Source organism: Achromobacter sp. GbtcB20 (assembly GCF_019091095.1).
Lineage (GTDB): Bacteria > Pseudomonadota > Gammaproteobacteria > Burkholderiales > Burkholderiaceae_B > Achromobacter > Achromobacter mucicolens.
In genome coordinates this window covers 59,594-84,842 of the sequence record NZ_JAGXJZ010000021.1, presented here as the reverse complement: position 1 = coordinate 84,842, position 25,249 = coordinate 59,594, and the positions used below count along the sequence as shown (strand labels likewise).

23 protein-coding genes and 1 riboswitch are annotated in these 25,249 nt (G+C 67.2%); of the genes, 14 read left to right on the top strand and 9 right to left on the bottom strand.

The features are described 5' to 3' along the window. Positions 1-215: 215 nt before the first annotated feature. Positions 216-674 (top strand): DUF494 family protein, encoded by a 459-nt coding sequence (locus tag KVT32_RS22740; RefSeq protein WP_056327700.1) that lies wholly within the window; start codon positions 216-218, stop codon positions 672-674. Positions 675-760: 86 nt separating this feature from the next. Continuing rightward, on the top strand, positions 761-1,639 hold the full coding sequence (gluQRS, locus tag KVT32_RS22735; protein ID WP_217618880.1) for a tRNA glutamyl-Q(34) synthetase GluQRS: 879 nt from the start codon (positions 761-763) through the stop codon (positions 1,637-1,639). A 60-nt stretch (positions 1,640-1,699) separates the two neighbouring features. Here the strand turns inward: gluQRS and KVT32_RS22730 are convergent, their stop codons facing one another. After that, the gene (locus KVT32_RS22730; protein ID WP_217618879.1) at positions 1,700-4,324 is read right to left on the bottom strand and encodes a GDYXXLXY domain-containing protein; all 2,625 of its coding nucleotides are present in this window, start codon (positions 4,322-4,324) and stop codon (positions 1,700-1,702) included. Between the two features lie 62 nt (positions 4,325-4,386). Between KVT32_RS22730 and KVT32_RS22725 the strand changes: the two genes are divergently transcribed. The 5 genes from KVT32_RS22725 (at position 4,387) to KVT32_RS22705 (ending at position 10,648) form a co-directional block, all read left to right on the top strand. Beyond that, on the top strand, positions 4,387-7,038 hold the full coding sequence (locus tag KVT32_RS22725) for a DNA topoisomerase III (protein ID WP_152383075.1): 2,652 nt from the start codon (positions 4,387-4,389) through the stop codon (positions 7,036-7,038). A gap of 119 nt (positions 7,039-7,157) precedes the next feature. Further along, positions 7,158-8,219 (top strand): ABC transporter substrate-binding protein, encoded by a 1,062-nt coding sequence (locus tag KVT32_RS22720; RefSeq protein WP_217618878.1) that lies wholly within the window; start codon positions 7,158-7,160, stop codon positions 8,217-8,219. Continuing rightward, the gene (locus tag KVT32_RS22715; protein ID WP_193725346.1) at positions 8,219-8,989 is read left to right on the top strand and encodes an ABC transporter ATP-binding protein; all 771 of its coding nucleotides are present in this window, start codon (positions 8,219-8,221) and stop codon (positions 8,987-8,989) included. The genes KVT32_RS22720 and KVT32_RS22715 overlap by 1 nt, the downstream gene beginning before the upstream one ends. 19 nt (positions 8,990-9,008) lie before the next feature. Then, positions 9,009-9,854 carry an ABC transporter permease gene (locus KVT32_RS22710; RefSeq protein ID WP_108006355.1) on the top strand — a complete coding sequence of 282 codons (846 nt, stop codon included), beginning with the start codon at positions 9,009-9,011 and terminating at the stop codon, positions 9,852-9,854. Positions 9,855-9,868: 14 nt separating this feature from the next. Further along, the gene (locus KVT32_RS22705; protein WP_217618890.1) at positions 9,869-10,648 is read left to right on the top strand and encodes an SDR family oxidoreductase; all 780 of its coding nucleotides are present in this window, start codon (positions 9,869-9,871) and stop codon (positions 10,646-10,648) included. Positions 10,649-10,775: 127 nt separating this feature from the next. On the opposite strand, the gene ilvB is transcribed toward KVT32_RS22705, so the two are convergent. Beyond that, a complete protein-coding gene (ilvB, locus tag KVT32_RS22700) occupies positions 10,776-12,611 on the bottom strand; it encodes a biosynthetic-type acetolactate synthase large subunit (protein ID WP_217618877.1) in 1,836 nt (611 codons plus the stop codon). Between the two features lie 93 nt (positions 12,612-12,704). Here ilvB and KVT32_RS22695 point away from each other — a divergent pair, with 93 nt between their 5' ends. Beyond that, positions 12,705-13,175: an Lrp/AsnC family transcriptional regulator gene (locus KVT32_RS22695; protein ID WP_056327693.1), complete on the top strand. Its 471-nt coding sequence runs from the start codon at positions 12,705-12,707 to the stop codon at positions 13,173-13,175. Positions 13,176-13,197: 22 nt separating this feature from the next. On the opposite strand, the gene KVT32_RS22690 is transcribed toward KVT32_RS22695, so the two are convergent. Then, positions 13,198-14,118 carry a bestrophin family protein gene (locus KVT32_RS22690; protein WP_056327692.1) on the bottom strand — a complete coding sequence of 307 codons (921 nt, stop codon included), beginning with the start codon at positions 14,116-14,118 and terminating at the stop codon, positions 13,198-13,200. 106 nt (positions 14,119-14,224) lie between these two features. Here KVT32_RS22690 and KVT32_RS22685 point away from each other — a divergent pair, with 106 nt between their 5' ends. The 3 genes from KVT32_RS22685 (at position 14,225) to KVT32_RS22675 (ending at position 16,666) form a co-directional block, all read left to right on the top strand. Beyond that, the gene (locus tag KVT32_RS22685) at positions 14,225-14,821 is read left to right on the top strand and encodes an SET domain-containing protein (protein WP_175157322.1); all 597 of its coding nucleotides are present in this window, start codon (positions 14,225-14,227) and stop codon (positions 14,819-14,821) included. Positions 14,822-14,932: 111 nt separating this feature from the next. Next, a riboswitch (FMN riboswitch) is annotated at positions 14,933-15,084 on the top strand. A gap of 112 nt (positions 15,085-15,196) precedes the next feature. Next, positions 15,197-15,916 carry a 3,4-dihydroxy-2-butanone-4-phosphate synthase gene (ribB, locus tag KVT32_RS22680; protein ID WP_056327690.1) on the top strand — a complete coding sequence of 240 codons (720 nt, stop codon included), beginning with the start codon at positions 15,197-15,199 and terminating at the stop codon, positions 15,914-15,916. An 84-nt stretch (positions 15,917-16,000) separates the two neighbouring features. After that, positions 16,001-16,666, top strand: a complete 666-nt coding sequence (locus KVT32_RS22675) for a TetR/AcrR family transcriptional regulator (RefSeq protein ID WP_152383069.1) — start codon at positions 16,001-16,003, stop codon at positions 16,664-16,666. Positions 16,667-16,689: 23 nt separating this feature from the next. Here KVT32_RS22675 and KVT32_RS22670 read toward each other — a convergent pair whose 3' ends face one another. From KVT32_RS22670 to KVT32_RS22645, 6 genes are all read right to left on the bottom strand, one after another. Beyond that, on the bottom strand, positions 16,690-17,196 hold the full coding sequence (locus KVT32_RS22670) for a nucleoside 2-deoxyribosyltransferase (RefSeq protein WP_056327688.1): 507 nt from the start codon (positions 17,194-17,196) through the stop codon (positions 16,690-16,692). Between the two features lie 5 nt (positions 17,197-17,201). After that, positions 17,202-17,765, bottom strand: coding sequence for a flavin reductase family protein (locus KVT32_RS22665; RefSeq protein WP_370638947.1), 564 nt, complete (start codon positions 17,763-17,765; stop codon positions 17,202-17,204). Positions 17,766-17,772: 7 nt separating this feature from the next. Further along, a complete protein-coding gene (locus KVT32_RS22660) occupies positions 17,773-18,231 on the bottom strand; it encodes a nuclear transport factor 2 family protein (protein WP_056327686.1) in 459 nt (152 codons plus the stop codon). Between the two features lie 63 nt (positions 18,232-18,294). After that, a complete protein-coding gene (locus KVT32_RS22655) occupies positions 18,295-18,906 on the bottom strand; it encodes an NAD(P)-dependent oxidoreductase (protein ID WP_152383067.1) in 612 nt (203 codons plus the stop codon). Positions 18,907-19,165: 259 nt separating this feature from the next. After that, entirely contained in the window at positions 19,166-20,092 is a 927-nt protein-coding gene (panE, locus tag KVT32_RS22650) for a 2-dehydropantoate 2-reductase (protein WP_217618876.1), read from the bottom strand. Between the two features lie 113 nt (positions 20,093-20,205). After that, on the bottom strand, positions 20,206-21,120 hold the full coding sequence (locus KVT32_RS22645) for a DedA family protein/thiosulfate sulfurtransferase GlpE (RefSeq protein WP_180099877.1): 915 nt from the start codon (positions 21,118-21,120) through the stop codon (positions 20,206-20,208). 452 nt (positions 21,121-21,572) lie between these two features. Between KVT32_RS22645 and KVT32_RS22640 the strand changes: the two genes are divergently transcribed. The 3 genes from KVT32_RS22640 to KVT32_RS22630 are packed head-to-tail and all read left to right on the top strand — an operon-like array spanning position 21,573 to position 25,249. After that, positions 21,573-22,604 (top strand): BMP family protein, encoded by a 1,032-nt coding sequence (locus tag KVT32_RS22640; RefSeq protein WP_217618875.1) that lies wholly within the window; start codon positions 21,573-21,575, stop codon positions 22,602-22,604. Continuing rightward, entirely contained in the window at positions 22,601-24,130 is a 1,530-nt protein-coding gene (locus KVT32_RS22635) for an ABC transporter ATP-binding protein (protein WP_152383064.1), read from the top strand. Before KVT32_RS22640 ends, KVT32_RS22635 begins: the two co-directional genes overlap by 4 nt. Positions 24,131-24,175: 45 nt before the next feature. Beyond that, positions 24,176-25,249, top strand: coding sequence for an ABC transporter permease (locus tag KVT32_RS22630; protein WP_063953565.1), 1,074 nt, complete (start codon positions 24,176-24,178; stop codon positions 25,247-25,249).

Below are 25,249 nucleotides of genomic sequence, written 5' to 3'. Positions count from 1 at the left end.
GGGGCGGACCTAATCGGGCCCGCCCCTTTTTGCTGAATCAGCCATTTTGTCAGCATTTGGGCGCAACATGGGCGGTCTTGGGCGCATGGTGACGTCCTACAACATCCGCCTTTTCCCCGGTTGCCCGGCAAATTAAATCGGCGTAAAGTAAAATTCATGTTTGCTGGTCTGCCGATATGCGGGCCGACTGTGCAAACAGGCACAAACTGCGCCATATGTTCGATATCCTGGTCTATCTGTTCGAGAATTACTACACGCCTCAGGCCTGTCCTGCTGCCGATGTGCTCGCCAAGCGGCTTGCCGCTGCCGGTTTCGAGCACGAGGACATCGACGACGCGCTCGGGTGGCTGTACGGCCTGGCCGAGACCACCGAACGGTGCGTCGATCTGGCACAGGCGCCCTCGTCCGGCACCCGGATCTACACCGAGAACGAATACCAACAGCTCGGCACCGAGTCCATTGGCTTCATCGCCTTCCTGGAATCGGCCGGCGTGTTGCCCGCGCCCCTGCGCGAAATCGTGATCGACCGGGGCCTGGCCTCCCCGGAAACGCCCGTGCCGCTCTCCAAGATCAAGATCATCGCCCTCATGGTTCTCTGGAGCCAGGAAGCCGAGATCGACAATCTGGTCCTCGAAGAGCTGCTCGACGAAGAAGGCGGCCGCTTGCTGCATTGAGCGCGCGTCCCCGTCCCGCACACCCTGATTCAACCCTTCAGCCCGCGCGCCTGGCCGCGCGGGCTTGAGCCATTTATTCCGTCCCCGTGACCTACGTCGGCCGCTTTGCCCCCAGCCCCAGCGGCCCGCTGCATGCGGGCTCGCTGGCGACCGCGCTGGCCAGCTGGCTGGACGCGCGCGCGCAGGGCGGGCGCTGGCTGCTACGCATCGAGGACGTGGACACGCCCCGCACGGTGGCGGGCGCGGCGGACGTCATCATGGGTCAGTTGCAGGCGCTGGGATTGGTCTGGGACGGCGACATCGTCTGGCAGTCGCACCGCAACGCGGCCTACCAGGCGGCGTTTGACGCGCTTGCGGCACAAGGTCTGATCTACGGCTGCGGCTGCACGCGGCGTGAAATCGCGGATTCGGCGTTACGCGGTCAGACCGCGCCGGGCGCCGACGGGGAAAGACCGTATCCCGGCACATGCCGTCACGGCTTGCCGGCGGGGCGCGAAGCCCGCGCCTGGCGGCTGCGCGTGCCCGACGGCGTGGAGCGCTTCGAGGACCGCTGGCTTGGCCCGCAGGAGCAGGACGTAGCGCAGGCGGTGGGGGATTTCGCGCTGCGGCGGGCGGACGGGCTATGGGCGTACCAATTGGCGGTGGTGGTGGATGACGCCGCGCAGGGCGTGACGGACGTGGTGCGCGGGGCAGACCTGCTCAGTTCCACGGCGCGCCAGCGCGTGCTGGGCCGTCTGTTGGGCCTGCCGCCGCTGCGCTACCTGCACGTGCCGTTGATCCTGGACCCGGCCAGCGGGCTGAAGCTGTCCAAGCAGAATGGCGCCCCCGCGGTGGATACGCGCGCGCCGCTGGCGGCCTTGCAGGCGGCGTGGGCGGCGTTGGGCTTTGCGCCGTTGGCCGCCACGGACGTGACGTCATTCCTGCAGGACGCCACGGCGCGCTGGGCAGCGCGGTTTCCGGGCTGACGCCGACCGCACCGCCGCGCGCGTTGCCGGCCGGCTGATCCCTGTAGGCCCTGCAACCGCTCACAGCGGCTGCAGGTCCGCCCCCAGCATCCGTACCAGCAACGCTTCGCCATCGTCGGCCACGCGCAGTTCGCCGAAACGCGCGACCTCGTAACGCGCGGCTTCGCCTTCCGGGAAGAAGAACGCATTGGTCACGATGCGCACACCATTGCCACGGACCCGATAGCGCAGCGGCACTTCGGTTTCGGCATGCGGGTGCACGTCGGACTGGATCCGCACCGCCTGCGCCACGCCGCGCGAATCTGGCGTCAGCATCACGTAGCCGTCTGGCTCGTAGCCCATGACGCTTTCGGCGTCGTTCTGGTTGCCGCCCAGCCGCAGGCGTGTCACCTCGCGTCCGGCCGCAAAATTCAAGGCCATGTAGTCGCCCTGCATGAGCGAGCGCGGATCGACCGGCACCAGCTCCAGGATGACGACCTTGCCTGACGACAGGAGTTTTTCGCGCTCCCAGATGCCGGCGTTGGCCGCGACCAGCACCAGCGCCAGGCCGCCCAGGATGCCCGCCGTGCGCCAGCGCAGCGCCGGGGATACCGGCGGCAGGGGACGCGCTTGAACCGGGGCCTGCGTGCGCATCAGGCGCGGCACCAGCCATACCGCCGCACGCAGCACGAACAGCACCACCGCCGCGCCGCTTAGCCACAGCGCCTTTTGCAGCAGCGGCAGCTCCAGTTGGTAGTAATAGACACCCAGGTACGCCAACAGGCTGGCGGCGCCGAAGATCATGACGCGCGGCTGGATCAGGCCAAATCCCAGCAGCAGCCACGCCAGCGCGAAGCCGACGCCCGGACTGGGCAGCCAGAACAGCGCCAGCAGCAACAGGCCGATCGGCACGCCCCAGGTGACGCCGCCGGTCAGGAGGCGGCGTCGCGGCCACAGCACGGCCAGCGCGGCGGCCACCGGCAAGAGCGCGCCCGCGACGACCAGGGCAGCGGTGCGCGGCGCAAGCTGCCAGATCGCGGGCAGTTCGGTGACGGCAATGCCGCTTGCAAGCCAGACCATGCCCTGCACGGACAGCAGGAACGCCCACGCCAGCGGCTGCAGCGCATGGCCGCGCCGCGCGCCCACGCGGTGGCTGACGGTGAAGATGACGGCGGTGGCCCATGCGCCGATGACGCCGATGGGTAGCCACAGGAAGGTGGCCCGGGTCGCGTCGAAACGGATCCAGGCGTCCATCAGGTCTTCCCGCATGAGGTCGGGCGACAGGCCGCGCCATATTAGGCCGGCGCTGGCCAGCGCGATCAACAGGCCGCTCAGAAAGCGCAGGATCACGTCGGGTCCCAGCGCATAGACCGCGGCCGCCATCAGCAGCACGAAGAAGCTTGCGCTGGCGAACGAGGTCGAACTGGACAGTCCGAAGATGATGAGGATCTGCCCCGTGAAGGCCATGGCCGTGCCGCACTGCCGCCAGAACGGACCGGCATCGCTGCGCAGCACCGCCACGCCCACGGCGCAGAGCACGAGGCCGGCGACCAGCGCGCCGCTTTCGGTGGTGATCAGGTTGGAGAATGCGACGAACAGCAGGAGGAGCAGGGTGGCCAGCCACGCGGACAGTCCCAGCAGGCATTGCACGTACCAGGGCGGTTCGGCGCGCGGCACGGCAGCGGGCGCCAACTGCGCCACGGGCGCGCTGGATTCGGCGGGATCGACGGCATTGCCTGCGGAGGCGCCGGCCGGCTCCGCGTCCGCGGCCGGCACGGGGACCGGCGCTTCGTTGCTCATGCCGCGCAGCCAGCGGGCCGCCACGACGGCCTCGGCCATCAGCAAGGCGGCCAGCGGCAGCGCCGCCCACGCGCCGGGCTCCAGCCGCCACAGCCATTCGCCCACCACGCGCAGCGACACGCAGATGACGCCGGCGGCCAGCATGGCCAGGATGACGAGATCGCGCCGGCCCCGCTGATAGTAAAGACCGAGCCCCAGCGTGGCGGCGACCCAGGCGACGCCGTTGTAGGTGCCCAGGCCGTCGACGATGAAATCGCCGAACATGAGGGCCAGCACCAGCACGCTGATCGCGATGGCGGCCAGGATGCGCGGCCCGAAGACCGTGCTGGCGCGCCAGCGTCGCGCGGCCATTTCCCAGCCGAACAGCAAGACGAGGTTCAATGCGGCCATGACCAGGCTGGGCAGGCCCGGACCGCCGAAGATCATCATCCACGTGAAGACGCGTTCGCCCAGCCACAGCGCGACCGCCAGATTGAGCACCAGCGCCCACAACAGCCACACGGCCTGGCTACCCGCGGCAAGCGCCCAGGGCAACAGAAGCACTGCCCACCACGCGAACAGTTCCCAGGTATCGGCGCCCGTCTGGTAAGTTTGTCCTAATAGGGCGAGCAGGGCGCCCAGCAAAATGCCGGCCAATGCCAGCAGCGCGCCAGGGATGCTGCGCCGCACGCCGGGCCGGGCGCGCAAGCGCAATCCGGACCACGCGGCGGCCAGCGCGCAGACGGCCAACAGGCCCTGCAACCCGGCAAAGCGCTGCATTTTTGTCATGTCCTGCCAGTTGGCGGCAACCCAGCAGACGGCAGCGCTGCCCAGCAGCAAAACGCCTAGCCACAAGGTGCTTCGCGCCAAAAATTGACGCCAAGCGTGCAGTTCGGATCCCGCTTGCCTTTCAGTGCCGACTTGCATCTGGCGAATCTCCGATCTTATTATCCGCGCTGATACGGCGGGACTACCGCCACTGGAAACACATGAATAAAACGCTGATTATTGCCGAGAAGCCCTCGGTGGCCCTTGATATATCACGCGCCTTGGGAGGCTTCGCGCGCGAGGGCGACTATTTTGAAAGCGAACGTTACGTTCTCGCTTCAAGCATCGGCCATTTGCTCAGCTTGGTCGCGCCCAACGATCCGGTCAAGGGGAAGTGGAGCTTCACGCACCTGCCCGTGATTCCGCCGGCCTTCGAATTGGGCCCGACCGACAAGAAGTCCGCCGAACGCCTCAAGCTGCTGGTCCGGCTTGCCAAGCGCAAGGATGTGGACGCCATCATCAACGCCTGTGACGCGGGACGTGAAGGCGAACTGATCTTCCGCTACATCATTCAGTACGCCGGCGTGAACAAGCCCATCCAGCGCCTGTGGCTGCAGTCGATGACGCAGGCCGCCATCCGCGAAGCCTTTGCCAGCCTGCGCGACGATACGCAGATGAAGCCGCTGGAAGCCGCGGCGCGTTCGCGCGCCGAAGCCGACTGGCTGGTCGGCATCAACGGCACGCGCGCCATGACCGCCTTCAACAGCAAGGACGGGGGCTTTTTCAAGACGCCGGTCGGCCGGGTGCAGACGCCCACGCTGGCCATCGTGGCCGAACGCGAAGAGCGCATCCGCCGCTTCGTGCCGCGCGACTACTGGGAAGTGCGCGCCACCTTCGTGGCGGCCGCCGGCCTGTACGAAGGCCGCTGGATCGACCCGCAATTCAAGAAAGACGACCGCGACCCGGAAAAGCGCGAATCGCGCCTGTGGTCGGCCGCCGCCGCGCAAAGCGTGGTCGCCGCCTGCCGCGAGCAGCCGGGAAGCGTGACCGAGGAATCCAAGCCGTCCAGCCAGATGTCGCCGGCCCTGTACGACCTGACGTCGCTGCAGCGCGAGGCCAACGGCCGGTTCGGCTTTTCGGCCAAGACCACGCTGGCGCTGGCGCAGACGCTGTACGAACGCCACAAGGCCCTGACGTATCCGCGTACCGACTCGCGCTACCTGCCCGAGGACTACATCAGCACGGTGCAGGAAACCATGCGCGCGCTGGCCAAGGGCGGCTCGAACGCCGTGGGCGGCCTGTCGCGCCACGCCGAGACCGTCGTCAGCCAGCAGTGGGTCAAGCCCAACCGCCGCATCTTCGACAACAAGAAGGTGTCGGATCACTTTGCGATCATCCCCACGCTGCAGATCCCACACGACCTGAGCGAAGCCGAGGCCAAGCTCTACGACCTGGTGCTCAAGCGCTTTTTGGCCGTGTTCTTCCCGGCGGCGGAATACCGCGTCACCACGCGCCTGACCGAAGTGCAGGGGCATCGCTTCCGCACGGACGGCAAGGTGCTGGTCAACCCCGGCTGGCTTGCCGTGTACGGCAAGGAAGCGCAGGGCGAAGACGCCAACCTGGTGCCCGTGGGCGACGGCGAGACCGTGCGTACCGAGGAAATCGAGGCCGTCGGCCTGTCGACCAAGCCGCCCGCGCGCTTTAACGAAGGCACGCTGCTGTCGGCCATGGAAGGCGCCGGCAAGCTGGTGGACGACGAGGAACTGCGCGAAGCCATGTCCGAGCGCGGCCTGGGCACGCCGGCCACGCGCGCGGCCATCATCGAAGGCCTGCTCAACGAAAGCTACCTGCGCCGCGAAGGCCGCGACCTGGTGCCCACGGCCAAGGCGCGCCAGCTCATGACGCTGCTGTCGGGCCTGGACGTGGCCGAACTGACCTCGCCCGAACTCACCGGCGAATGGGAGCACAAGCTCAAGCAGATCGAGCAGGGCGGACTGGGCCGCGAGGCCTTCATGCGCGAGATCGCGCAGATGACGCAGGTGATCGTCAAGCGCGCCAAGGAATACGAGCGCGACACGGTGCCGGGCGACTACGCCACGCTGACAACGCCGTGTCCCAAGTGCGGCGCGGTGGTCAAGGAAAACTACCGCCGCTACGCCTGCACGGCGTGCGATTTTTCGATCGGCAAGCACCCGGGCGGCCGCACGTTCGAGCTGCCGGAAGTCGAAGAGCTGCTGGCCAAGCGCGAGATCGGTCCGCTGCAAGGCTTCATCAGCAAGATGGGACGGCCGTTTGCGGCCATCCTGCGGATCAGCGACGAATACAAGCTGGAATTCGACTTCGGCCAGAACGACGAGGACGACAACGAAGCCGTGGACTTCTCCGGCCACACGCCGGTGGGCTCCTGCCCGAAGTGCCAGTCGCGCGTCTTCGAGCACGGCATGAGCTACGTCTGCGAAAAATCGGTGGGCCCCGAGAAGTCGTGCGATTTCCGGTCGGGCAAGGTCATCCTGCAGCAGGAGATCTCGCGCGAGCAGATGGAAAAGCTGTTGACCAACGGCCGCACCGACCTGCTCGACGGCTTTGTCTCCAGCCGCACGAACCGCAAGTTCAAGGCGTTCCTGGTGCGCCAGCCTGACGGCAAGATCGGGTTCGAGTTCGAGCCCCGTCCCGAGAAGCCTGGCCGCGCCCGCGCGCCGGCCAAGACGGCAACGAAGACCGCCACCAAGACGGCGGCCAAGACGGCTGCGAAGAAGGCGCCGGCCAAGAAGGCTGCCGCCAAGACCGCAACCAAAACGGCCACAAAAACCGCCACCAAAACCGCGGCCAAGAAAGCCGTGAAAAAGGCGGCGCCCAAGAAGACCACGGCGTAATCCAGCCTGCGCCGCACGACCAAACGCCCGGGAGACCGGGCGTTTTCCATTGTTGGGCAGCAATCGCTGGGGTATTGTTGACGCCAAACAGCTGCAACCCAGAAACTTCCGAGGACGACATGACCCGTAGCTCCGACTTCACCACCCGCCGCCGCGTGCTGGCGGCGAGCGCTTGCGCTTTGGCCAGCATCGGCCTGCTCAATGGGCGCGTCGTCTTCGCGCAGCCCAAGCTGGGCAAGGTCGTTTACGGCCAGGGCAGCATCGACCCTTTTTTCGCGGCCGGCTACGTGGCGCTGAAGAAGGGCTTCTTCGGAGAAGGCGGCCTGGAGGTCGAGTATCTGAATTCGCAAAGCGGCCCGCGCACCAACCAGCTGCTGGCGGCCGGCCAGATCGCCTTTGGCGCCACCGCGGCCACCGCCGCGCCCGCGCTGACCATCGCGGGCAAGCCCGCCGCGCTGGTGTTCGGCTTTGACCGCAAGCTGACGTACGCCAACGTCATCGTGCGCCGCGAGGACTTCGACAGCGGCAAGATCAAGTCGCTGAAGGACCTGGCGGGCAAGCGCGTGGGCGCGACCCAGCCGCAGTCCAGCACGTGGCTGATGGCGCTGTACCTGATGCAGAAGGCTGGCGTGGCCGACAAGGTCGACATCCGCCCGCTGGGCGATCTGGCGACGATGCTGGGCGCGCTCAAGACGGGCTCGGTTGCGGCCAGCATGGCCACCATGTCGATGGTGGAACAGGCCCGCCAGGAAGGCTGGGGCGTCCCCATCTTTGACGCCACCACCGAAGCGTCGTGGAACGAATTCATGGGCGGCGACGTGCCGGGCATCGCGGCGCTGACGCTTGAAGACACCATCCAGAAGCGTCCGGAGGTCGTGCAGGCCTTCGTGACCGCCATGGTCAAGGCGCAGGACTTCATCACCGCCAACAGCGCGGCCGCCATCACCGACGTCATCTACGATGATTACCTGAGCGCCTTCCCGCGCGCCGCCATCGAGAAGACGCTGGGCGTCTACAAGGAGACGGTGTTCCTGAAGGACAACATCATCACCGAGGACGCGTACAACCGCATGACGGCCATCATGGGCGACGGGCGCCAGTTCTCCAATGAAGAGATCAAGACCGTGCCTTACGCCAAATGCGTGAACATGAGCTTCGTGCGCAAAGCCCGGGGCCTTTGATGATCACGCTGGACAAGGTAGGCAAGGCGTACCAGTCGCGCCAAGGCACGACGCACGCCGTTGGCGAGGTCAGCCTGACGATCAACGAAGGCGAATTCGTGTCGATCGTCGGGCCGTCGGGCTGCGGCAAGAGCACGCTCTTGAACATGATCGCGGGCTTTCTGCAGCCCACCACCGGGACCATCCTGGTGGACGGCCGCGTGGTGGACGGGCAGGTGCCGCCCGCGCTGGGCTACATCTTCCAGAAGGACACGCTGCTGCCGTGGTTCAGCGTCAGGAAGAACGTGGCGCTGGGGTTGAAATTCCAGGGCGTGCCGGCCGACCGGATCGCAAAGCGTGTCGCCGAACTGCTTGAACTCGGCCACCTGAGCGCCTTCGCCGACGCCTTTCCGCATCAGCTCTCCGGCGGCATGCGCCGGCGCGTGGCGCTGTTGATGAGCCTGGCGGTCGAGCCGCGCATCCTACTGCTGGACGAGCCCTTCGGGGCGCTGGACACGCACACCAAGACCCACCTGCACCGAGAGCTGATGGAGATCTGGCGCAAGCTGGGCCAGACCATCGTGATGGTCACGCACGACCTGGACGAAGCCATCCTGCTGTCCGACCGCGTGGTGGTGCTGTCCGGTCCGCCCAGCCGCGTGCTGCTGGACGAGCGCATCCAGATCCCGCATCCGCGCGACGTCTTCACGCTGCGCGAAACGCCGCAGTTCGTCTCCCACGTGCAAAGCCTCTGGAGCGTGCTGGGCCAGCAGTTCCGCGCCGCCGCCTGAACCGACAGTCATGAATTCGATGGATACCGCCGACACCCTGCAGGACCAGTTGCGGCTGGACCGCCGCGCCAACGCCGCGCGCCGCGTGCGCATCACCTTGTGGCAGGTGCTGATCCTTGCCGTCATCCTGGGCTCGTGGGAAATCCTCACGCGCATTCCGTGGTTCACCCAGAACACGCTTTTCGATCCCTTTTTCATCAGCCAGCCCTCGCGCGTCGCCGTGCGGTTGTGGGAATGGCTGCAACCCGGGCCGCGCTCGGTCTGGCCGCACCTGTGGCTGACGCTGCAGGCCACACTTGTCGGCCTGGTGGTGGGCGTGGGCAGCGGCTTCGTGGTGGGCATGACGCTCAGCCGCAGCCGCTTTCTGGCCGACGTGTTCAATCCGTTCATCGTGGCGTTCAATTCCATGCCGCGGATCGCGTTCGTGCCGCTCATCACCATGTTCTTCGGGCTGGGGCTGGCGTCCAAGGTGGTCACGTCGTGGTTCGTCGTGTTCTTTTTGGTGTTCTTCAACACCTACAAGGGCGGGCGCAGCGTGGAGCGCGAGCTTGTCGATTTTTGCCGCACGCTGGGCGGCTCGCCGCGCCAGATCCTGTGGCGGGTGCGCATCCCCACGGCCGCGGCCTGGACCTTTGCCGCGCTGCCCAACGCCATCAGTTTTGCGCTGATCGGCGTGGTGCTGGCCGAGTTCGTGGGCTCGACCACGGGCATGGGATATCTGATGATCACCGCGCTGGCGACGCTGAACGCCACCGACATGTTTGCGGCCGTGACGCTGCTGTCCATCGTCGGCATCGCGCTGGTCTATTGTGTGACATGGATCGAACGGCGGCTCTTGCACTGGGCGCCGGAGTTCCGGGAATGAGCGAGGCCCGAAAGATGAAGACCCTTCCGTATCTGCGCAATTTCGACCTGACGGGACAGGTGGCGCTGGTGACCGGCTCGGCCCGCGGGCTGGGCTTTTGCATCGCGCGGGCGCTGGCCGGTTGCGGCGCGCGCGTGCTGATCAACGGCCGCAATGCTGAAGCGGTCAATGCCGCGGTGGCCGAACTGACGGGCGCGGGCCTGGACGCGCATCCGCTGCCGTTCGACGTGGCCGACGACGAAGCGATGGCGGCGGCCTTCGAACGCATCGACCGCGAGCACGAGCGGCTGGACATCCTGGTCAACAACGTGGGTGCGCGCAACCGCAAGACGCTGCAGGACACCAGCCCGGCTGAAATCCGCGAACTGATCGACACCGATCTGGTGGCCGGCATGCTGCTGGCCAAGTTCGCGGCCGAGCGCATGATGCGCCAGGGCGGCGGGCGGCTGATCGCGATTACGTCGGTGGTGGGGGAGCTGGCGCGGGCGGGCGACGCCGTGTATCCGGCGGCCAAGCAGGGACTGACGGGGATGGTGCGGGCGCTGGCGGCGGAATTCGGCGGGCATTACATCACCAGCAACGCCATCGCGCCGGGGACGTTTGCCACGGAGACCAATGCGGAGATGGTGGCGGACCCGCAATTCGGGCCGCGCGTAGCTTCACGCAATCCGACGGGTCGCTGGGGCGAACCGGAAGAAATCGCGGGCGCAGCGGTGTTCCTGGCTTCGCCTGCGGCGTCGTATGTGAACGGTCACGTACTGGTGGTGGACGGCGGGCTGTCTATTCAGTTCTGAAGATGGCGGGATGTCTGAAATTGTCGTGTGCCGCGCTGGCGCCGGTGTCTGACACCCTAGGGAGAGGATCTCCAGCCTGCCGCTGCGTCTCAACGGGTGTCAGACACCTACGTTCACCTTGAAACGCTCAAGTCGTCTCGTCCTGATACCAGACGCCTTCGGCCAGCATCATCTTCTGATGGCCATGCCCGGCGGGCATCATCGGGAAGCAGTTCTCCTGCGCGGTGACCGCCACGTCCAGGAAGTACGGGCCATCGTGCGCCAGGCATTCGGCCAGCGCGGCGTCCAGCTTGGCCGGGTCATCCACGCGCGCCGCGCCCCAGCCGAAGGCGCGCGCCAGCGCCACGAAATCCGGCAGCGACGCGTTGTAGCTGTGGCTGTAGCGTCCGCCGTGGATCAGCTCCTGCCACTGGCGCACCATGCCCATGTAGCCGTTGTTGCACAGCACGACCTTGACGGGCGTCTCGTGCTGCATGGCGGTGGACAGTTCCTGGATGTTCATCAGCACCGACGCGTCGCCGCTGACGCAGACCACGGTCTTGTCCGGGTGCGCGACCTGCGCGCCGATGGCGGCCGGCACGCCGTAGCCCATCGTGCCCGCGCCGCCAGACGTCAACCAGCGGTTCGGGCGGTCAAAGCGCAGATACTGCGCCGCCCACATCTGATGCTGGCCCACATCGGTGGAGACGATGGCATCGCGGTCCACCAGCGCGGCGTTCAGGCGCGACATCAGGTGCTGCGGCAGGATGGCGTCGGGCGCGGGCGTGAAGCCCAGGCAGTCCTGCGCGCGCCAGGCGTCGATGCGCTTGAACCAGGGCGCCAGGCGCGCGGGCTCAAGCCTGGTGTCGCCCAGTTCGGCGCGCAGCGCCCGCACCAGCGGCAGGCAGTCGCCCACCAGCGCCACGTCCACGCGCACCACCTTGTTGATCGACGCGGGATCGATATCGATATGGATCTTGCGGGCGTGCGGGCAGAACTCGGACAGCTTGCCGGTGATGCGGTCGTCAAAGCGCGCGCCAATGCAGACGACGAGGTCCGAGTTGTGCATGGCGAGGTTGGCTTCGACCGTGCCGTGCATGCCCAGCATGCCCACGAATTGCGGGTCGGACGCGGGAAACGCGCCCAGGCCCATCAACGTCAGCGTGCAAGGCGCGCCGGTGTGGTGCACCAAATCGGTAAACGCTTCGCAGGCCTCAGGACCGGCGTTCACCAGTCCGCCGCCGCCGTAGAAGATGGGACGCTTGGCCTGCGCGATCAGCGCGGCGGCGCGGCGCACGGCCGACTGCGGCAGCTTGGCCGCCAGCTTGCCCGACTGGCGGCGCGCGCGCAGCGCGGCCAGCTTGTGCTGCGAGGGCACATCCAGGCCATCGCCGCTGTCGCGCGGCACCGCAAGCTGTACGTCCTTGGGAAAATCCACCAGCACCGGACCGGGACGGCCCTGGCGCGTCAGTTCAAACGCACGGGCCGTCACGCCGGCCACGTCGTCCACCGCGCGGATCTGGGTGTTCCACTTGGTGACGGAACGCGAAATGCCGATGGCGTCGCATTCCTGGAAAGCGTCGGTGCCGATGGCCGCCGTGGCCACCTGGCCGCTGATGCACAGCACCGGGATCGAATCGCACATGGCATCCAACAGGCCCGAGGTCGTGTTCGCCATGCCGGGGCCGGAGGTCACGAACACCACGCCCGTTCGGCCGGTGGTGCGGGCGTAGCCCTCGGCCGCGTGCACGGCGGCCTGCTCGTGGCGCACCAGCACGTGCCGCAGGCGCGGCTCGGCGTACAGGGCGTCGTACAAGGGCAGGACGGCCCCGCCCGGATAGCCGAAAACCGTGTCGACGCCGTGCGCAATCAGCGTGTCGAGCAGAATCTTCGCCCCGTTTTCAGGGGCGGTTTCGGTGGCGGTTTCCGTGGCGGCAAGTGCGGCGGCGGCGGTGGGGTGCAGGCGATCGTTCATGCTATCCATCTTATTGGGAGAACCGAAGAATTTTTATCTTCTTTTCCACAGATAACGGGCGGACGGAGTAAATTCATCTTTGATTTGGAGGAATCAAAGAAAATGAACCTCGACAAGTTCGACTTGGCCATTTTGAAGGTGCTGCAGGACAACGCGCGCGCCAGCCTGAACGACATCGGCGCGGCGGTCGGCCTGTCGTCCACCCCGTGCTGGAACCGCATCAAACGCATGGAGAGCGCCGGGGTCATCCGCGGCTACACCGTGGACATCGATCCGGCCAGCCTGGGTTTCATGGACACGGTCATCGTCCACGTGACCCTGGAGAGCCACAGCGAAGAGACGCTGTATGAATTCGGCCGCGCGCTGGCGCAGATCCCCGAGGTGCTGGAGGCCTTCCTGGTGTCGGGCGACTACGACTATTACATCCGCATCGCCGTGCGCGACACCCGCGACTACGAGCGCCTCTTGCGCGAACAGCTCTACCGCATCCCGGGCATCCGGCACAGCAAGTCCTGCTTCGTGCTGCGCCGGCTGAAGGAAACCAAGCTGCCGCTGACCGGGCCGGCGTCGTAAGCCGCCGCCCCGTCCAGCTGTTTCAGCGCAGGACGTAGTCCACCGGCACCGCCGGCTCGGGCAAGGGGCGCACACCCAGGCCTTCGAGCAGGTCGATCTCGATGACGCGGGCCAGCGCCGACAGCGGCAGGTCGTTCTCGTCCGCGCCGAAGGGGTCTTCCAGCTCGTCGCCCAGCGCGTCCAGGCCGAAGAAGGTGTAGGCGACGATGGTCACCGCAAGCGGCGTCAGGAATTCCAGCGTGCCCACCAGCCCGAAGGGCAGCAGCAGGCAGAACAGCCACGCCGTGCGATGCAGGAGCAGCGAATAGGCGAACGGACAGGGCGTGAACTTGATGCGCTCGCAGGCCGCCTGGATGGCCGCGCACTGCGCCACGCGCTGGGTCAGGCCCTGGTACAGGATGTCGGTCAGCTCACCGCGCCGCAGGCAGGCCGCGAGATCCCGGTTGATGGCCAGGAGCAGGGCATCGGGCACGTTGCGGCAGCCGGCCAGCGAATCCAGCTCGTCCTGCTGCACCCACGGCCGCACCGCCTCGACCATGTCCTGCCCGCGAAGCCGCGCCGCCAGTCCGTAGCCGAATCCGATGCAGCGCCGCACCAGGCGCTCCTGCAAGGGGTTGGCGGTGCTGGCCGCCAGCAGCACGGCGCTCTCGCGCGCCAGGCTGCGCGCCTGCACGACGAGGTCGCCCCATTGCTTGCGGGCTTCCCACCAGCGGTCATAGCAGACGTTGTTGCGAAAGCCCATGAAAACGGACAGGGCCAGCCCGAAGAGCGAGAACGGCACCGCGGTCAGATGCGCGGGCGAGAAGAACTGGCGGTGGTACATCCACACCACCACGCAGGAGAGCACCGTGATGACGATGATCCTGCTGAGGATGCGCGGGATGATGGAACCGCGCAGTACAAAGAACAAAGCCAGCGCGGAAGGCCGCGGACGGACGATCATGATGAATATCAAACAAGGGACAAGCCGGCGCTCACTATACGCCTGTGATCGCGCAAAGAGGCCGCCGATATAATTCTGTTTCGTCTCACGCCACACGCGACCTTCAATGACCACCGAAGACACCCCGATCAAGCCCTGGTACGCAGTCCGCCGCTCCAAGCTGCACGGCAATGGCGTCTTCGCCGCCCGCAAGATTCCCGCGGGCACGCGCATCATCGAGTACGGCGGCAAGCGCATCAGCGCCAAGGAAGCCGACCGCCGTCACCCGACCAATCCGGACGATCCCTTCCACACCTTCTTCTTCGCGCTCAGCTCCGGCCGCGTGATCGACGGCGGCGACGAGGGCAACGACGCGCGCTGGATCAACCATTCCTGCCAGCCCAACTGCGAGGCGCAGGAAGGCAAGCACGGCAAGCGCGTCTACATCGTGGCGCTAGAGGACATCGCGCGCGGCACCGAGCTGTCGTACGACTACGGGCTGGTGCTGGATGGGCGCATCACCAAGGCGCTGAAGGAAGGCTACAAGTGCCTCTGTGGCACGCCGCCGTGCCGCGGCACGATGCTGGCGCTGCCCGCCAAGAAGGCGAAGAAAGCCGACAAGGCGGAGAAGGTGGAGAAGCCCGCCAAGGCCGAAAAGACCGAAAAGACCACCAAGACCAATAAGGGCCCCGCGGCCAGAAAGGCCGGCGCCGCCGAAGCCTGACGGCAACACGGGGCCAGTCCCGCGCTTTCCGAAGACCACAACTGCAATAAGCATATTCAATCCCGTCCGGCGGACAGGCGTACAATCATTCGGTCGTTAACACGACATGCAGTACGTCTTCAGGGCGGGGTGCAATTCCCCACCGGCGGTATGCCATGCAATGTGGCGAGCCCGCGAGCGCCCGGCCAGCTATTTGGCCGGGGTCAGCAGACCTGGTGAGAAGCCAGGGCCGACGGTCATAGTCCGGATGAGAGAAGATGTGCCGGCACATACTCGGCTGCGCCGGGCGCGTTTGCGCCCGCCTGGCCGTATTGCGTTCGGCTGTCGATTAGCCCTGAAACGTTTTTCGCCCAATCCTTTTGCGAGAGCGTTTCAATGTCCAACGTTGCCTTTACCCAGCAGTCCCCCCTCCCCAGCCTGGCATCCCAGCCCTTTGCCGCCCGCTTGCAGCGCGCGCTGCATCATCTGCGTCTGGGCCGTCCCGTCATCCTGATGGACGACTTTGACCGCGAGAACGAAGCCGACCTGATCGTGGCCGCCGACCGGCTGACCGTGCCCGTCATGGCGCAACTCATCCGCGACGGCAGCGGCATCGTCTGCCTGTGCCTGCCCGGCGAAACCCTTGACCGCCTGGAACTGCCGCCCATGGTCCAGCGCAACCAGAGCCGTTTTGCCACGGCCTTCACCGTGTCGATCGAAGCGCGCGAAGGCGTGAGCACCGGCGTGTCCGCCGTCGACCGCGTGACCACGATCCGCGCCGCCATTGCGCCGTCGGCACAGGCCGACGATATCGTCAGCCCCGGCCACGTGTTTCCGCTGCGCGCGCAACCGGGCGGCGTGCTGACGCGCCGCGGCCACACCGAAGGCTCGGTGGACCTGGCCGTGCTGGCCGGGCTGCGTCCGGCGGGCGTGCTGTGCGAACTGATGAACGCCGACGGCACGATGATGCGCGGTGCGGCGCTGGAGCGCTACGCCGCCGAACAGGGCCTGGTGGCGCTGACCATCGCCGAACTGGCCGACCACCTGCAAAAGCTGCAGGACGGCCAGGCCGAAGCGATCGATGACGAGGTCCTGGAGATGGCGGCCACCGTCTGACCGGCCGCAATGGGTGGGGCCGCGCCATCGCAGCCCCGATGCGGATGGCATAATCCGCGCGAATACTCGCCTTTTGCCCCACCCATGACCGTCATCCCCCAGCCCCGGAAATCGCCGCGCCAACTCAGATCCCAGCACACCGTCGACACCATCCTGCAGGCCACCGCTCACGTTTTGGCCACGCATGGCTATGCCGGCACCAACACGAATCTGATTGCGGAAACGGCCGGCGTGAGCGTGGGCTCGCTGTATCAGTACTTTCCCAACAAGAACGCGCTGATCGCCGCGCTGCATGACCGTCACGACAACCAGATGCTGGATGTGATCGACGACGTGTTGAACGGCAATCCGGCGGCCACGCTGCGCGAGCGTGTGGGCGCAATCGTGCAAGCCATGCTGCACGCGCATCTGCTGGAGCCGGCGTTGCATCGCGTGCTGGAGCGGGAATTTCCGCTGTTTGACCAGCCGCACGAACATAGCCGGGCGGATCAGGATATTCACCGCCGCATGCGGCATCTCTTGGAACTGCATCGCGCCGAGATCGCGCAGGCGGACCGGGATCTGGCGACCTACGTGGTGCTGCGGATCATGGAATCGCTGGTGCATGCAGCCGCGCTGGCGCCGCCGGCGGGCTTCACGCCCAAGCAGCTGGAGGCTGCGGTGGTGGATGCAGTGATGGGGTATCTGGGCGCGCCAGCCGGCGCCGCGCCGCGCAGGGCGGCCAAGAAAGCCAAGCCGGCGCGCGCCTAGCGCACCGCCCCTAGCGCACGGCCTTAGGCGCGTTCGCGCGCCATGCTGGCCAGGCAGTCCGCCGGACCGCCATTCACGATGCGCGCGCTGCACGCCAGCATCAGGTTTAGACTCAGCCCGAAGTCCTCGACGGTATGGCCCTGCGCGTCGACCATGCGCGATACGCCGTCGTCGGCCGCCGCCCCCACCGCCACCTGATCGATCAGGCTGCCGGACTGGCCGGTATAGCCCCACACGGGTTTGCCGCAGGCGATGGCGTAACCCACCTCGAAGGCCGTGCCCGAATCGGGCTCCGCGCCACGAAACGGATTCAGGTTCGCCATCACCATGTCGGCGCGGCGGATCAGCGCGACGTTGGCGCGATAGATCCACTGCGCCAGCGCCTGTCCGGACAGCTCCGGCGGCGCCGCGTTGTCCAGCGGAAACACGCCCTCGAAACCGTAGGTGGCGCACAGCGTCTTGAGCCGTTCGCCGTGGGCCACGGCATCCGGAAGAAAGACGTCGAAACCCGCCAGATACACGCTGCGCATGGCCCTTACTCCGGATCGGCGACGTTGAAGGCTTCGCCGGTGGCGAAGAAGGAGCCGCCGGCCACGTAATGCACCGAACGGCGCTCATCGGCCGGAAAGTGCCAGCGGTTACCCGAGAACACGTCCGGCGCCGCCCACGCGGCCACGACCTCGCCGATGAAAAGGTCGTAGGCCTGCTGATTGTGGGGTTCAGGAATCACCTTGCATTCCAGCCACCCGAGGCAGCCCTCGATAAGCGGCGCGCCGATCTTGCTGGCGGCAAACGTGGTCAGGCCGCTGGCCTGGAACTTGTCTTCGTCGCGCCCCGAGTGCGAGCCCACCTGCAGCGTGGCGTGCGCCTGCGCGCGCGACGGGATGCACAGCGCGAATTCGCCCGAGGCTTCGATGAGCTCGCGCGTCCAGGTGTTCTTGTCCACCACCACCAGCATCTTGGGCGGACTGAAGTCCAGCGGCATGGCCCAGGCCGCGGCCATCACGTTGCGGGCGCCGCCGTGCGCGCTGGTCACCAGCACGGTCGGGCCGTGGTTCAAAAGCAGATAGGCGCGGGGCAGGTCGACGGGTTCGATCATGGGCAGCCTAGAACATGCCGTTCTTGTTGGCGGGGTTCTCGGGGATTTCCTGGCTCACGTCCCAGTGTTCGACGATCTTGCCGCCTTCGAGACGAAAGATGTCGACCACGGCCTGGCCGCGGTCTTCGGGCGAGTCGCGCCACAGGTTGTGGATCATGACGAGGTCGCCTTCGGCGATCACGCGCTTGATCTCGACGATGGCCTGCGGATGCTGCTCGAAGTAGCGCGGGAAAAAGTCGACCATCGGCCCGACCCCGTCCTGCATGTACGGATTGTGCTGGGTGTAGTTCGGGCCGACGTACAGGCGCACCGCCTCGTCGATATCGCGGTCCTGGAACATCATGCGGAAGAACGCGACGGCAATTTCCTTGTTCGACTGCGGCGCGGCCGCAAGCGCCGGCGCAGCCGCCACGCAACTGGCGGCGACCAGCAGGCAGGCAGCCAAGGATTTCCACTTCATACGCATACAGGACTACTCAAATGACGCCGGCTGGCGGCCTGCCAGTTTACAAACAAACGCGGCGCAAGATCAGTATCCGACGGTATAGCGGCGGCGCGAATGCCGCGGCGTTTCGACTTCGTCGGCCAGGGCGATTGCGTAGTCTTCCATGGAAATCCAGCTCTTGCCCTCGTCGTCGGCCAGCAGGTTGTCGTCGCCCACGCGGAAGGAACCGGTACGCTCGCCGGGCTCGAACATGGCCGAGGGCGACAGGAAGGTCCAGTTCAGCACCTTTTCCTGGCGCAGCGTGTCCAGGAACACGACGCCTGCGCGCGCCTCGGGCTTGTACGCGTCCGGGAACTCGGCGGTGTCGATCAGCATCTTGCCGGGCGCGACCAGCAGGCTGCCCGCGCCGCCCACCACCAACAGACGCGGCACGCCGGCGTTCTTCACGGCGGCCAGAAGGGGCTTGGCATCGGTGGACACGAAACGCGTGGCGCTGATGACGGCGTCATGGCCGGCCAGGATCGGGGTCAGGCCTTCGGGATCGGTGGCATCGCCCTGGCGGACCGTCAAGCCCGGCTGCTCGTTGACCTCGGCCGGGTTGCGGGCGATGCCCGTCACCTGGTGGCCACGCTTCAACAATTCGTCCGCCACGCGGGACCCCACGCGGCCGGTAATGCCGATCAATGCGATTTTCATGGTCTTGCTCCTGGGAGGGATGGGCCGGGAGCGGCCGCCGCACGATTGCGGCAGCGCGGGCTTCGGCTCAGGCCAAGCCATACTATTCGGTCAAATCCGAACGAAAAACCCGCTAACCAGGAAGAGTTTTTTGCAAACCGTGCACCAATGGGTGCGAACCGGCGGCAGCGCGAGATGACCGGACGCGCGCCGCACGCCGCGGCACGCGCAATCAGTGTGCGCCCGGCGGCCCCGCTTGAACAGGGGGCCGCCCCCGCGATCAGCGGGCGGCGCGTTGCGCCTGATAGACCTGCAGGTGCGAATAAGCCACGCGCAGGTAGGTGGCGTCCACGCCCAGCGTGCGGGCGCGGCGAACCATGTCGCCGACGATGTGGTCGGCTTCCACGGGCAGGCCCTGGCGCAGGTCGCGGAACATGGAGGCAGTCATGGGCTGGGTGCGGTCGGACAGCAGCTTGCGCACGGTGGCGTCCGCCTCGGGCCGCACGGTATGGCCGGAGGCCGCGGCGACCGCCTGCGATTCCTGCAGCAGGCCGAGCAGGAAGTCCACGCCGTCGTCGGTGGATGCGATCTCGCCGACCGAGCCGCGCATCAGGCAGGTGGCGGCGGCCAGCGTCGTCAGCATGACGTACTTTTCCCAGATGTCCTGGTAGATGTTTTCGCTCAGGCGGCTGACGTATTCGCCGCCCGCCAACGCCTGCTCCAGCGCCACGCAGCGCTCGCTGCGGGCAGGACCGGCGCGTTCACCGAACACCAGGTTGGCGTGTTTGCCCAGGTGGACCACTTCGCCTTCGGGACCGAGGGTGGCGTTGATCTGGCACAGACCGCCCAGCACGCGATGCGGCTCGAACTCGCGGTCCAGCACATCGTACTGGAGCACGCCGTTCATGATGGGCAGAACGGCGGTGTCGGGACCCACGGCCGGACGGATGGCCTCGATGGCGCTGTCCAGGTCGTAGGCCTTGCACGACAAGACGACGATGTCGTAGCTGTCCTTCAGCGTCTGCTGCGTGACCAGCTTGGGGTGCAGCGTGGCATCGCCCAGCGGACTCTGGATGCGCAGTCCGTGTTCGCAGATGCGCGCGGCGCGCGGCTCGCGCACCAGGAACGTCACGTCCGCGCCGGCTTGCGCCGCGCGTCCGCCAAAGTATCCGCCGGTGCCGCCGGCGCCCAAGAACAACAACCGCATGCCTGTCTCCTGTTGGCTGCCCGCGTCGGGCGCGGGCCGATGCGCGCATTATGCGCCCGGGTCTGGCGCGCCGCCCAGCGCCCGCCCTCCCGAGGGGCCATGCGCCGGACGCTTCAGGCCTGCTGTTCGCGTTCGGCCCAGGCGTCGTAGCCGCCGCGCAGCGCCCAGATCTTGCGGTAGCCGGCCGCACGCAGCCGCGAGGCCAGCAGGGCGGCCGACACTTCATTGGGGCATGCGCAATAGACCACAATGTCGGAATCGATCGCGCCGGGATCGAGCGCGGGCAGCGGCTGCTTCAGGTCCACGGCCACGGCGCCCGGAATGCGCGCCGCGTCGCGCTGGGCCTCTGGCCGCACGTCGAAGACCAGCGCATCGCGTCCGCTCTGGCGCCACTGCATCAGTTCGTCCACCGACAGCCGCGGAATGACGCGCAGGCTGCGCAGCAGGATCTTGCGCCGCAGAAAGCGCGCCACGATGTACAGCGCCAGCACGCCCGCCAGCACCGCCAGCCCCATCGGGCCGTAAGTGCCCAGGATGTCGAGCACGTCGTTGACCACGCTGTGGAAAAGGCCGCCCAGCAGCAGGGCCGAGCCCACCCAGATCAGCGCGCCGGCCAGGTCGTAGAGAAAGAAGCGGCGGTACGGCGTGTTGGTCAGCCCGGCCATGACGGTGGACAGCGCGCCCGCACCGGGCAGGAACTTGCAGACGAGCAGCGCGCGCACGCCGATGCGCAGGTACAGGCGCTGCGTCTGGCGGATGCACGAATCCTGCGACAGCGACACCTTGCAGACCACGCCCAAGAGGCGCGACCCGTAGCGCCGCCCGGCCCAGTACCACAGGCTGTCGGCGATGAGGCAGGCGGCGGTCGCAGCCAGCAGGGGCACAAGCCAGCCGCCGGCGCCGGCCAGCGCGCCGGCCGCGATGATCATGGGATAGGCGGGCACGGGCAGCCCGGCCTGCTCGATGAGGACGTTGCCGAACACCAGCCACCCGCCGTACTGCTCGAGCAGCAATTGAATATCTTGCATGGGAATTCCAGCTTGCCGCGCGCGGCGCGGCTCATCCGCGGATTTTAGGCGCGCGGCTGCGCGCCGGGACCATAGACCCTGCCAGCCGCGCGGCAACGGTCTGTTCCATTCACGCCCGGCATCCCCGCCCATGCCCCGCCTTCAGAGACGCGGCGCACCAATGTGGTGCCACGCTTCCCCGCCAGGGTGCCTATAATTCTGCCCGGCCATCAGGTTTGCCCGCCTTGTCGCGGGACTGCCCCGTGGCATACAAATTGCTTCGCCAGGACAGGCTGAGAACTCGACCATTCGGGCGGGAGCGCCGCCTGGCGCTCCCATCCGATGACCGAGCCCACGCCCCCGTTCACGCACGATCTGCCCGGCATGCCTGCCGGCCGCAGCGCCCTCCGTGCTGCGGGCGTCATCCCCCCTCATCTCCATTCCCTGTCCTTCCCCGCGTAGGAGTCACCTGCATGAAATCCCTTTCCCTTTCGGCCGCCAGCGGCATCGCCCGCCGCGGCCTGCTCAAGCTGGCCTTGGCTGCGGCCGGCGCAACGCTGTTCTCGGGCGCGGCCCTGGCCCAGGCGCCCGCCAAGACCAAGGTCGCCGCCGTGTACACGGTACCGGTCGAACAACAATGGGTATCGCGCATCCACAAGGCGCTGTCGGCTGCCCGGGACCGTGGCGACATCGAGTACACGTTCTCGGAAAACGTCACCAACGCCGACTACGAGCGCGTGCTGCGCCAGTACGCTGAACAAGGCAACAAGCTGATCGTGGGCGAGGCCTTCGCCGTGGAAGCCGCCGCCCGCAAGGTCGCCAAGGACTATCCGCAGACCGCCTTCCTGATGGGTTCGTCGGGCAAGCCCCAGCAGCCCAACTTCTCGGTGTTCGACAACTACATCCAGGAACCGGCCTACCTGACCGGCATGATCGCCGGCGGCATGAGCAAGACCGGCAAGATCGGCCTGGTGGGCGGCTATCCCATCCCCGAAGTGAACCGGCTGATGCAGGCCTTCATCGAGGGCGCCAAGGAAATCAATCCGAAGGCCGAGTTCACCGTGACCTTCATCGGCTCGTGGTTCGATCCCCCCAAGGCCAAGGAAGCCGCCTTCGCGATGATCGACAAGGGCGCGGACGTGCTGTACGCCGAACGCTTCGGCGTGTCGGACGCCGCCAAGGAACGCGGCAAGCTGGCCATCGGCAACGTGATCGACACCCAGCCGCAGTACCCCGAGACGGTCGTCGCCTCGGCGCTGTGGAGCATGGAGCCGACCATCGACGAAGCGCTCAAGCAGGTCAAGGCCGGCACGTTCAAGGCCGAAGACTTCGGCCAGTACTCGCTGATGAAGCACAAGGGCTCGTCGCTCGCGCCGCTGGGCACCTTTGAACAGAAGATCCCGGCCGACCTGATCGCCAAGGTCCAGGCCAAGGAAAAGGCGATCCTGGACGGCAGCTTCACCGTCAAGGTCAACGACAAAGAACCCAAGTCCTCGGCACGATGAATCAAGCGCCTCTCGCCCTGCAACTGACGGGGATCACCAAACGCTTCGGCAGCCTGACGGCCAACGACGACGTTTCGCTCACGCTGCGCCAGGGCGAAGTGTTGGCCTTGCTGGGCGAGAACGGCGCCGGCAAATCGACCCTGGTGTCGATCCTGTTCGGCCATTACGTGGCCGACGCCGGCAGAATCGAAGTCTTCGGCAAGCCCCTGCCCGCCGGCCGGCCCGACGCCGCGCTGGCGGCGGGCGTCGGCATGGTGCACCAGCATTTCACGCTGGCCGACAACCTCACCGTGCTGGACAACATCATGGTGGGCACCGAATCGCTCTGGAAGCTGGCCTCGGGCCGCGGCCAGGCCCGCAAGCGCCTCGTCGAACTGGGCCAGCGCTTCGGCCTGGGCGTGGACCCGGACGCGCGCGTGGGCACGCTGTCGGTCGGTGAAAAACAGCGCGTCGAGATCCTGAAGGCGCTGTACCGCGGCGCCCGCGTGCTGATCCTGGACGAGCCCACCGCCGTCCTCACGCCGCAGGAAGTGCAGGATCTGTTCGCCACGTTGCGCGGCTTCGTCGACGAAGGACTGGCGGTCATCTTCATTTCGCACAAGCTGGACGAAGTGATGGCCGTATCGCGCCGCGTGGCCGTGCTGCGGCAAGGCAAGCTCGTCGCCGAGCGCGACACCGCGGGCACCAATCCGGCGGAACTGGCCGAACTGATGGTGGGCCGCAAGGTGGTCATGCCGCGCGCCGAAGCCGCTTCGGCCGCCGAGCAGGCCGCGCCCGTGGTGACGCTGTCCCAGGTCACCGTGCGCGACAGCCGCGATGGCGCGCCGCGCCTGGACAGCCTGGACCTCGTTGTCCACACACATGAAATCGTGGCCATCGCCGGCGTGGCCGGCAACGGCCAGCAGGCGCTGGTGTCGGTGCTGACCGGCCTGCGACAGCCCTCGGACGGCACGATCCGGCTGGGTCCGGAACACGCTGCGGCGCCGACGACGCCCGCCGGCTGGACCGCCGCGCGCGTGGGCCGCATTCCGGAAGACCGCCACGGCGAAGGGATGATTGGCGACAGCCCCTTGTGGGAAAACGCCATCGTCGAAGACCTGAAGGACAAGCGCTTCGCGCGTCATGGCCTGATCCGCGCCCGCGCGGGCAAGGCCTACGCGGCGTCGCTGGCCAAGCAGTTCGACGTGCGCGCCGCGTCGCTGGACGTGCGCACGCGCAGCCTGTCGGGCGGCAATATGCAAAAACTGATCCTGGGCCGCACGCTGGCGCGCGAGCCGCGCTTCATCGTGGCCGATCAGCCCACCTGGGGCTTGGACATCGGCGCGGTCGCCTACGTGCGCGAGCAGCTTCTGGCCGCCCGCGCCCGCGGCGCCGGCGTGCTGCTGGTGTCCGAAGACCTGGAAGAGATCTTTGCCCTGGCCGACCGCATCGCCGTGCTGTGCGGCGGCAAGCTGGTCGCGGTCAAGCCGGTGGCCGAATGGACGCCGGCCACCGTCGGCCTGGCCATGACGGGAACCCGGGCGTGACGGTGCGAACCGTACCGCCCGGCTTTCTTCACTTTTGAGCATCCCATGAAACTGATCCTGGAACGCCGCCCCGAGCCCAGCCGCCTTGCGCTGGCATTGGCGCCCATCGCGGCCATCCTCTTCACGCTGGCGGTCTGCACGCTGCTGGTGGCCTGGGCGGGCGCCCCCGTCGGCCGCACCTACGCGCTGCTGTTCGAAGGCGCGTTCGGCACGCGCTTCGCGCTGTCCGAAACCCTGACGCGCGCCACGCCGCTGATGCTGACGGGCCTTGCCTGTGCCGTGGCCTTTCGCGCCCGCTTCTACAACATCGGCGCGGAAGGGCAGCTCTACCTGGGCGCGCTGGCGGCGGTGGCCGTGGGCGGCCTGCATGACGGCACGGGCTTTGACCTGCCGGTGCCGGTGCTGTTTGGAGGCATGATGCTGGCCGCGGCGCTGGCCGGCGCGTTGCTGCTGCTGATTCCGGCCATCATGAAAACCCGCCTGGGCGTCGACGAGGTGGTGACCACGCTGCTGGGCAACTTCATCGTGCTGCTGTTCGTGTCGATGATGCTGGACGGCCCGATGAAGGATCCGATGGCGATGGGCTGGCCGCAATCGGTGGCGCTGAACGGCGACCTGGAACTGGGCAAGCTCATCGAACGCACGCGCGCCCACACGGGCCTGTTGTGGGCCGCCGGCCTGGCGCTGGGCCTGTGGCTGCTGAACCGCTACACCGTCTTCGGCTTTCAGATGCGCGCGGTGGGCGCCAACGCTCATGCGTCACGCTTTCTGGGCCTGCCGGTGAACCGCGTGATGCTGGGCACCGCCATGCTGTCCGGCGCGCTGGCCGGCCTGGCCGGCGCCATCGAGGTCGCGGGGCGCACAAGCTACGTCACGCTGGATATGTCGCCGGGGTACGGCTACACGGGCGTGGTCGTCGCCATGCTGGCCGGCCTGCATCCGCTGGGCGTGATCCTGGCCAGCATCTTCGTGGCCGGCATGCTGGTCGGCGCCGACAGCATGAGCCGCGCCATCGCCGTGCCCAACTACATCGCCGACGTCATCGTCGCCACTTCGCTGCTCGCCATGCTGGTCGCGACGTTATTCGCGCAGTACCGCCTGCGCCGCAACAAGGCTTGA

Bases quoted from the DNA above. Each gene is read 5' to 3' on its own strand.
- KVT32_RS22740 (WP_056327700.1), top strand. From the start codon at position 216: ATGTTCGATATCCTGGTCTATCTGTTCGAGAATTACTACACGCCTCAG.
- KVT32_RS22730 (WP_217618879.1), bottom strand. From the start codon at position 4,324: ATGCAAGTCGGCACTGAAAGGCAAGCGGGATCCGAACTGCACGCTTGG.
- KVT32_RS22725 (WP_152383075.1), top strand. From the start codon at position 4,387: ATGAATAAAACGCTGATTATTGCCGAGAAGCCCTCGGTGGCCCTTGAT.
- KVT32_RS22720 (WP_217618878.1), top strand. From the start codon at position 7,158: ATGACCCGTAGCTCCGACTTCACCACCCGCCGCCGCGTGCTGGCGGCG.
- KVT32_RS22715 (WP_193725346.1), top strand. From the start codon at position 8,219: ATGATCACGCTGGACAAGGTAGGCAAGGCGTACCAGTCGCGCCAAGGC.
- KVT32_RS22710 (WP_108006355.1), top strand. From the start codon at position 9,009: ATGGATACCGCCGACACCCTGCAGGACCAGTTGCGGCTGGACCGCCGC.
- KVT32_RS22705 (WP_217618890.1), top strand. From the start codon at position 9,869: ATGAAGACCCTTCCGTATCTGCGCAATTTCGACCTGACGGGACAGGTG.
- ilvB (WP_217618877.1), bottom strand. From the start codon at position 12,611: ATGGATAGCATGAACGATCGCCTGCACCCCACCGCCGCCGCCGCACTT.
- KVT32_RS22695 (WP_056327693.1), top strand. From the start codon at position 12,705: ATGAACCTCGACAAGTTCGACTTGGCCATTTTGAAGGTGCTGCAGGAC.
- KVT32_RS22690 (WP_056327692.1), bottom strand. From the start codon at position 14,118: ATGATCGTCCGTCCGCGGCCTTCCGCGCTGGCTTTGTTCTTTGTACTG.
- KVT32_RS22685 (WP_175157322.1), top strand. From the start codon at position 14,225: ATGACCACCGAAGACACCCCGATCAAGCCCTGGTACGCAGTCCGCCGC.
- ribB (WP_056327690.1), top strand. From the start codon at position 15,197: ATGTCCAACGTTGCCTTTACCCAGCAGTCCCCCCTCCCCAGCCTGGCA.
- KVT32_RS22675 (WP_152383069.1), top strand. From the start codon at position 16,001: ATGACCGTCATCCCCCAGCCCCGGAAATCGCCGCGCCAACTCAGATCC.
- KVT32_RS22670 (WP_056327688.1), bottom strand. From the start codon at position 17,196: ATGCGCAGCGTGTATCTGGCGGGTTTCGACGTCTTTCTTCCGGATGCC.
- KVT32_RS22665 (WP_370638947.1), bottom strand. From the start codon at position 17,765: ATGATCGAACCCGTCGACCTGCCCCGCGCCTATCTGCTTTTGAACCAC.
- KVT32_RS22660 (WP_056327686.1), bottom strand. From the start codon at position 18,231: ATGCGTATGAAGTGGAAATCCTTGGCTGCCTGCCTGCTGGTCGCCGCC.
- KVT32_RS22655 (WP_152383067.1), bottom strand. From the start codon at position 18,906: ATGAAAATCGCATTGATCGGCATTACCGGCCGCGTGGGGTCCCGCGTG.
- panE (WP_217618876.1), bottom strand. From the start codon at position 20,092: ATGCGGTTGTTGTTCTTGGGCGCCGGCGGCACCGGCGGATACTTTGGC.
- KVT32_RS22645 (WP_180099877.1), bottom strand. From the start codon at position 21,120: ATGCAAGATATTCAATTGCTGCTCGAGCAGTACGGCGGGTGGCTGGTG.
- KVT32_RS22640 (WP_217618875.1), top strand. From the start codon at position 21,573: ATGAAATCCCTTTCCCTTTCGGCCGCCAGCGGCATCGCCCGCCGCGGC.
- KVT32_RS22635 (WP_152383064.1), top strand. From the start codon at position 22,601: ATGAATCAAGCGCCTCTCGCCCTGCAACTGACGGGGATCACCAAACGC.
- KVT32_RS22630 (WP_063953565.1), top strand. From the start codon at position 24,176: ATGAAACTGATCCTGGAACGCCGCCCCGAGCCCAGCCGCCTTGCGCTG.